The organism is Paenibacillus sp. 01L418 (assembly GCF_056400045.1).
The window spans coordinates 1-6,491 of record NZ_JBFTSN010000366.1; the positions used below are offsets into that span (position 1 = coordinate 1).

General features: G+C 44.2%; 9 protein-coding genes. All 9 read left to right on the forward strand.

The genetic code is table 11. The annotated features are described in order from the left end of the window. Window positions 1-1,296: FtsK/SpoIIIE domain-containing protein (locus AC1DSE_RS27740; RefSeq protein ID WP_477528528.1), on the forward strand; the 1,296-nt coding region annotated here is incomplete at its 5' end. Between the two features lie 223 nt (window positions 1,297-1,519). After that, window positions 1,520-2,311, forward strand: a complete 792-nt coding sequence (locus AC1DSE_RS27745; protein ID WP_441883470.1) for an AAA family ATPase — start codon at window positions 1,520-1,522, stop codon at window positions 2,309-2,311. Between the two features lie 81 nt (window positions 2,312-2,392). Further along, entirely contained in the window at window positions 2,393-2,554 is a 162-nt protein-coding gene (locus AC1DSE_RS27750) for a hypothetical protein (protein WP_441883472.1), read from the forward strand. A gap of 36 nt (window positions 2,555-2,590) precedes the next feature. Further along, a complete protein-coding gene (locus AC1DSE_RS27755) occupies window positions 2,591-2,905 on the forward strand; it encodes a type II toxin-antitoxin system PemK/MazF family toxin (protein WP_441883474.1) in 315 nt (104 codons plus the stop codon). A gap of 64 nt (window positions 2,906-2,969) precedes the next feature. Then, window positions 2,970-3,263: a hypothetical protein gene (locus AC1DSE_RS27760; protein ID WP_441883476.1), complete on the forward strand. Its 294-nt coding sequence runs from the start codon at window positions 2,970-2,972 to the stop codon at window positions 3,261-3,263. Between the two features lie 271 nt (window positions 3,264-3,534). Further along, window positions 3,535-3,906, forward strand: coding sequence for a hypothetical protein (locus AC1DSE_RS27765; RefSeq protein ID WP_441883480.1), 372 nt, complete (start codon window positions 3,535-3,537; stop codon window positions 3,904-3,906). A 15-nt stretch (window positions 3,907-3,921) separates the two neighbouring features. Further along, window positions 3,922-4,620, forward strand: a complete 699-nt coding sequence (locus tag AC1DSE_RS27770) for an SAF domain-containing protein (protein ID WP_441883482.1) — start codon at window positions 3,922-3,924, stop codon at window positions 4,618-4,620. Further along, entirely contained in the window at window positions 4,617-5,774 is a 1,158-nt protein-coding gene (locus tag AC1DSE_RS27775) for a CpaE/TadZ family protein (protein WP_477528529.1), read from the forward strand. The genes AC1DSE_RS27770 and AC1DSE_RS27775 overlap by 4 nt, the downstream gene beginning before the upstream one ends. A gap of 8 nt (window positions 5,775-5,782) precedes the next feature. Further along, window positions 5,783-6,491: hypothetical protein (locus AC1DSE_RS27780; protein ID WP_477528530.1), on the forward strand; the 709-nt coding region annotated here is incomplete at its 3' end.

Genomic DNA, 6,491 nt, shown 5'->3' on the forward strand with positions numbered 1-6,491 from the left:
GATTTAGCACGTATGCCGCATTTACTTATCTCGGGTGCAACCGGTTCGGGTAAATCGGTATGCATTCATACACTTATCAATTCGTTACTACTCACCCGATCACCGAAGCAATTGCGATTGCTGCTCATTGATCCAAAACAGGTCGAGTTTACCGTCTATCGAGGGCTGCCGCATTTGCTTGTGCCGCCAGTATCAGATATGCGTAAAGCAATGCTCGCTTTTAATAAAGTCATTATGGAGATGGATCAACGCTATGAAAAGTTTGCAGAAGCTGGCGTACGTAATTTGGAGGCTTACAATGGCAAGATGAAGCAAGACCAGCTGCCCTATATCGTGGTCATTATCGATGAGTATGCGGATCTCATGTTGGTAGCTGGTGATGAGGTAGAGGACGGTGTACAGCGGATTACGCAAATGGCTCGTGCCGCTGGTATTCACTTGGTTTTAGGAACGCAGCGACCAAGTGTGAATGTGGTGACGGGTGTGATTAAAGCAAATCTTCCTTCACGGGTGGCCTTCCGGCTGCAGAGTGCGGTTGATTATCGGACGGTACTTGATCGTGGAGCTCCTCCATTGCTAGGGTACGGGGATGGCGTGTGCATGATTCAAGGGGGGACGTTGCAACGATTCCAATCAGCTGCAACGAGTGCGATTGATAATGAAGCAACAGAGTTAATTGAGGCATTAAAAACTTTTTGGTCAAAGGATACTGGAAAGCAAAACGAATGGACGATGCCAGAAGAGGACAGCGAAACAGGAACGACCTCGAATGAGGATCAGCCGCCATGGGAAGCTGACCAGGAGACGGATGGAGCTGATCCGAAAGCTGATAAAACCGAGCAGCCAAGCTATACCGATGATCATCCGAAGAGTGAATATGAGCAGGTACTTGCCATAGTACGCGAACACGGAGGATTTTCGATGGAGGTAGTACAGAGGAAATTGCGAATAAGTTATGCTGCAGCGACAAGGCATATTGAACGGATGCTAAATGATAACGTGATTGGTCCATACGATAAGGATGCGAAAATGAGACCATTGGTTCGTGATGCTGAAGCACAGCATGAACATGAGCAAACAGAAATTCTCCAAAAGATGAAACGCTATATTTGCGAACATCGATCCGCTAAGAGCTCGGAGCTGCGTGAAGTGTTTTCGATCCGGAAAGAAAAGGTTTTAGAATATATGCAGCAGCTTGTAGATGATGGTTTTTTAAATCCTCCCGAAAACACGCGAGCCGGTTATACGATAGCCTGGTCAGATGAAGTCATGCAGGCATTTCTTCAAGATAATTAAATGACAGTAGAGTATGAATTTAGATTAAAAACAGACTGCTTCTATTTGGTAATAATTATTTATTGGTTCCCGTTGATTAGTTCCCACTCAAATTATGTATATGAAACCGATTGAAAATCCCCATTCTATAAGGTTTTCTGCTTGTTTTAACTGGGAACCAATAATGGGAACCAATGATGGGAACCAATAGAGGGAACTCATTAAAATGAAAGGAGAATAGCAAATGAATACTGCTAAATTACCCATGAGTAAGGATGTAGATATGGCAGTCATGCATACGGCCGAGGCTTGTAAGACTAAATCTCAAAAACTCGTACTTAGTGAGATCAATCGAAATATCATAGATGAAGTTCTTGAGATTTACGAGCTTAAGGCGTCTTTTGCGGAACAGGGAGTACCCATGCCGAATAAGATTCTAATGTATGGTCCTCCTGGCACGGGGAAAACCATAACTGCTTTTTATTTAGCACATATGCTAGGGTTACCACTTATCCTTGTTCGCCTGGATACCATTATCGGAAGCTATTTAGGGGAGACGGCGGGAAACGTTCGAAAAATATTTGATTATGCGATTCAGAATCCTTGTGTTTTTTTCTTAGATGAATTTGATGCTATTGCGAGGAATCGATCTGGAAGAAGAGATGTGCAAGAGATGTCTCGCGTGGTGAATACACTGCTCCAATGCCTGGACGAGTTTCAATCTGAAAGCATATTACTTGCCGCAACCAATTTGGATGAAGAATTAGATACGGCAGTATGGCGAAGATTTGACACCAAAATGAAGTATGATCCGCCAACGGATTCAGAACGAAGGATTTACACGCAAAAGCTATTTGATAATTATGAGAAGAATCAGCTGATTGATGATATAGCCATTGCTCTCGCTTCATGTAGCTTTGCAGAGATGGAGCAAATCTATATGAAAGCAAAGCGGAAGTCGATTTTGAGGAAGACAGACATTACCCTACARCATATTGAAGAGGCAAAAGAAGAATATATGGGAGATCGGAAGTAACGGTCATCATAATCTTTGAGTGCTATAAGGAATTGTGGTATCGTTGAGCAAGAGATTATTCCATAAGGGAGGCGATTTTACTTGGAGAAAAAGTCCAATAAATCGTTGAAAGAACGATTAGCGGTTGCTAATCAAAAGATCGATGTTCAGCTGCCGGATCTCTGGCTGCAGGCGGAACAAAATTTAGAGAAGCTAGAAGAAGATTATCATAAGAATCAAATAAATAAGGGGATAAGAGACTAAGGTATATCAACCTATAGTCTCTTTTTATTTGTCCATATGAATCATAATCGCGGCGATGTTTATTTGGTGTTATATCCATTTGATGATGGGGAAAAGGAAAAGCTAAGACCAGGAATTATTTTAGATACGAAGGATAAACGCTCGATTGTGATCAAAGTGACTTCGCATGAAGAGCGAGGGAACGATAGTCGAGATCTCGCTTTAGTATATTGGCAAGCAGCTGGCCTTCAGAAGCCATCGGTAGCTCGATGTTCCATGTTTGTACCGCTTAATCATGACAAAATTGATAAGTATTTAGGGACGTTGCACCCGGAAGATTTGATAAACGTCCTGGCACATTTTTATAAATAATAACGAAGGCCGATCCGCTGAGGATCGGCCTTTGTCATGAAATTGACGGAAAAGAGCTGAGTAAATGATTAGAATTGTTGATACTAATCCTGAAGTTCTCGCTAAATTTTTAAAAGTCGATGTTGCTCTCATAAAAGTCTGGAGTGATCGAAGTATGACAGTTGGCCATGATACTACACATGATTATAAGGTGAGTCGAAGGAAGATTCAGTACGACGTTGCTTTTGCACTATTTATTCGTTCTCAAATTCTAATGCATATCAAATTTGCTTTTTTAACAGGTAGTGTGGCGCTGCTCTCCCTGATGATGCTCACATTTTTCTTTATTGATCGCTATGTCATTGGAGTGATCGTTTAGCTTAATGTGGATAACCACGAAAAATAATCATACTTTTTGCATACGAATTGCGAACGATTGCCTTCAAAATCCTTGCTATGCTTGTAATAGATAACAAGAGCCACACGAAATGGATGGAAGGTTTGGAGGTGGGAATCTTGCTAGGCAGGCTATGGCAGCCAGCGCTCACTGATCGCTTAATCGTCATCATATCAGTTGATGATATAGCGATCATAGTAACCGATCACCATCAAATCATACCTGAACACCTGAGGTGAAAGGAGCTGCAAGAGTGAAAGAGATTGCGATGAACGATGTTGCCAAACAACTACAAATGGCGGAGAGCAGCTTGCGCCGCTGGTTGCCAATGATGGAACAAGCCGGTTATGTGTTTGAACGGAAAGATAATAATCGAAGGCAGCTTACCGAGCAAGATATCGTCGCGTTTGTGGAGTTGAAGAGATTAAGTCAGGTCATGACACTGCCGGAAGCATGTCAGCGGGTAGTTCAGCTGATTCCGCAAGAGTCTACGGGTAATCGAGCGCAAGAAGAGATTCTCTTCGAGCAGCTGCTCGAAGCATTACCGGAGGCGATTTACTGGCAGGGCAAAGACGCACCGATTGCTGAGCTCCGTACTCAGTGGTTCAAAGTTAAATCTTCGTAACGAAAGGAGAACGATATGAAAGTAAGTCTGAAAAAAGTAAATCGAATGTTGCTTTATCTATTTGCCATGGTGGCTATGCTCGTGCTGCTCTACTTCCTCGATACGAGGTGGACCGTTTTAATGGATACACAAAATGTAGTCGTAGCATCCAGGCAGATGCTTCCGCATGAGGCGATAACGGAGGACGATCTTTTGATTGTCCGAATTAAAGAAGATTATGTGATTTCTGGTGCCATTCCGGAAGAGGATGCTCATTTACTTGTAGGCCAAGAAGCCTTGCAACTGATTGAAGCCGGCGATCAAATGACCATCAATCGCGTAGATAAGACGTCTTTGCTCAGTGTACCAGGAGCAACGGTGGTGGAGATGCCGGAGGATTGGATTTTATCGGTACCAGGCAGTTTGCGGAGGCTTGACCGAATTACGATATTCGCAGTGCCGACTGATATCGAGAAAATCAATCCAGAATCAGGCATTGCGGAGCCGCTGCTATCTCAGGCGGAGAAGGTGATAGAGGATATCGTGGTTGCTTATTACAAGGATGCGAGCTCAAATGAAGTCAAGAATGCTGAGGGTAACGTGAATCCGAATGTACGGGTGGATGCAACGGTTCGTGGGCGTAAGCTAGAGCTGCAATTAACGCCGGATCAACTGAAACTCTTGTCGGAAAAAGCTGCCGGTGGCTATCAATTTATTGTGGGGTATGGCTCATGAACATTGGGTTTATCGGAAATGATCAAGAATTAAGTCGCCAATTGCGCCAGGCTGCACAAACCGAAGCCTTATTTTCTTCTTCAGAAGTAACGAAACCGGAATTGATTCAGGAAACATTTAAAACCTGCCAGGTGGTCTTAATATCGGACCGGCTGGTACAACCGCATGAATTGGAAAGCGTTGTAGAGCTCTTACAGGGAAAGAATCTGGTTTATCTGCTCAGCTATAAAGCAGACACGGGGGTCACCGAAGACGCAGCGCTTGTATGCCAGCGAATCGGTATCGGCGTATGCCGACCGAAGCGAACCATAGAGCAATTGGTGGAGTACGTGCATCAACAATTTATGGGTGGCGCGCCGGCTATTCGCAATGGGGGGCAAGTTATTGCTCTGGTTGGCGCGAAATCTCAAACCGGATTAACAGGCAGCACCTTGTCATTAGCTGAAGAAATCGGAAAACGGATGGAYCGGAAAGTCGCCGTCATTGGTCTGGATGCTTTTACGCCAGGTGATGTGTTTATCACCTACTCCGGTACCTATCTGCATGACTTGTATACCCAAATTAAAGACGGTGGCATTCTAACGCCAACAGAACTGGTCGCTCATATGCACCAAACGAAGCATTTCGCCTTTTTGGCAGGCAATGCGGATCCGACGAAACGGTACCGGTATTCGTCGGAATCAGTAGCACATGTCATCGCTTGTGCACGGGAGGCTTTTGATATCGTACTGATTGATGCCGGATCTAATCCCGATAATAATCTCTGTTTGCAAGCTTTACTGTATGCGGATATGCGGATCGTCGTAACGACGCAGCAGCCATCTGCACTGGCCAACTGGCAAAGATTTGCGCCTTTGCTTCGGATGGTCAATCACGAGCAACCGATGTCGTTTTTGTTACTCATCAATAAATGGTCGAAGCAGTGGGGAGACACCAAAGAGATTGAGCGTAGTATGGCTGCCTCGATGCTAGGATGGTTACCCGATCTAAAAGAGGATGGCATGCTCTGTGAAATGGAACGTCGGTTGCTGACTACAGTAGAGCACCCAAAATATAACGAGCAGCTCAAACGTATGGTTGATTTATTGCAATCACGATTTAACTGGCCCATGCAAAACGAAAGTCCAAAAAGTAAATGGTTTGCTAGGAGGTGAATACGATCATGGGTGCATGGCGTGAAAAAGATTTTCATATCTCGGAATTGGAGAGTAAGGCCGTGCAGCAGCCGGTAGCGCTTAAAGCAAGCAACAATGCCCTTACGGATGAATTTAAAGCGCTTTGCACACAAGTGCGTACGGTCTTTAGAAAGAAAAATGAAGAGCGGTCGGATAAAGAAATGAAAAAGTGGCAGGCCCTGCAGCACGATGCGGTGGTTGGTATAACAGAAGCCGTGCAGCTTTTTAAGGGTGAAATTGAAGAATACTTAAAAACGAACCAACTGCAGCACATTATGCAGCCAAGCTATTATCATTCATTGGTTGAAGCTGTTTTTCAACAAACGTTCGGTCTCGGTCCAATTTCGGTGTGGAATCATCATCCGAAGTATCACATATCCCAATCTGCACGAATCATGGGGAAAAAGATTTTTTTTGATATTCCTGGCGAGCCTGATTTACAGCCATTTGGATACGAATCAGAGGAAGAGGTTATCGAGAATATCATTGAAAAGATCAGGATGAAAGATGAATTTTCGCACATTAATAAACACAATCCCAAGTTAGAGCTCGATTTAGTAGATGGGACAAGGGTAACAATTATGATCCCGCCGCTCGTTCGTCGACCTACGATAATTTTTCGTAACCAAACGATGCGAGCACCGACGCTGGAGGACTTAGTAGCGGCAGGGAGTATTCCATCCGAAGCTCTGCCAC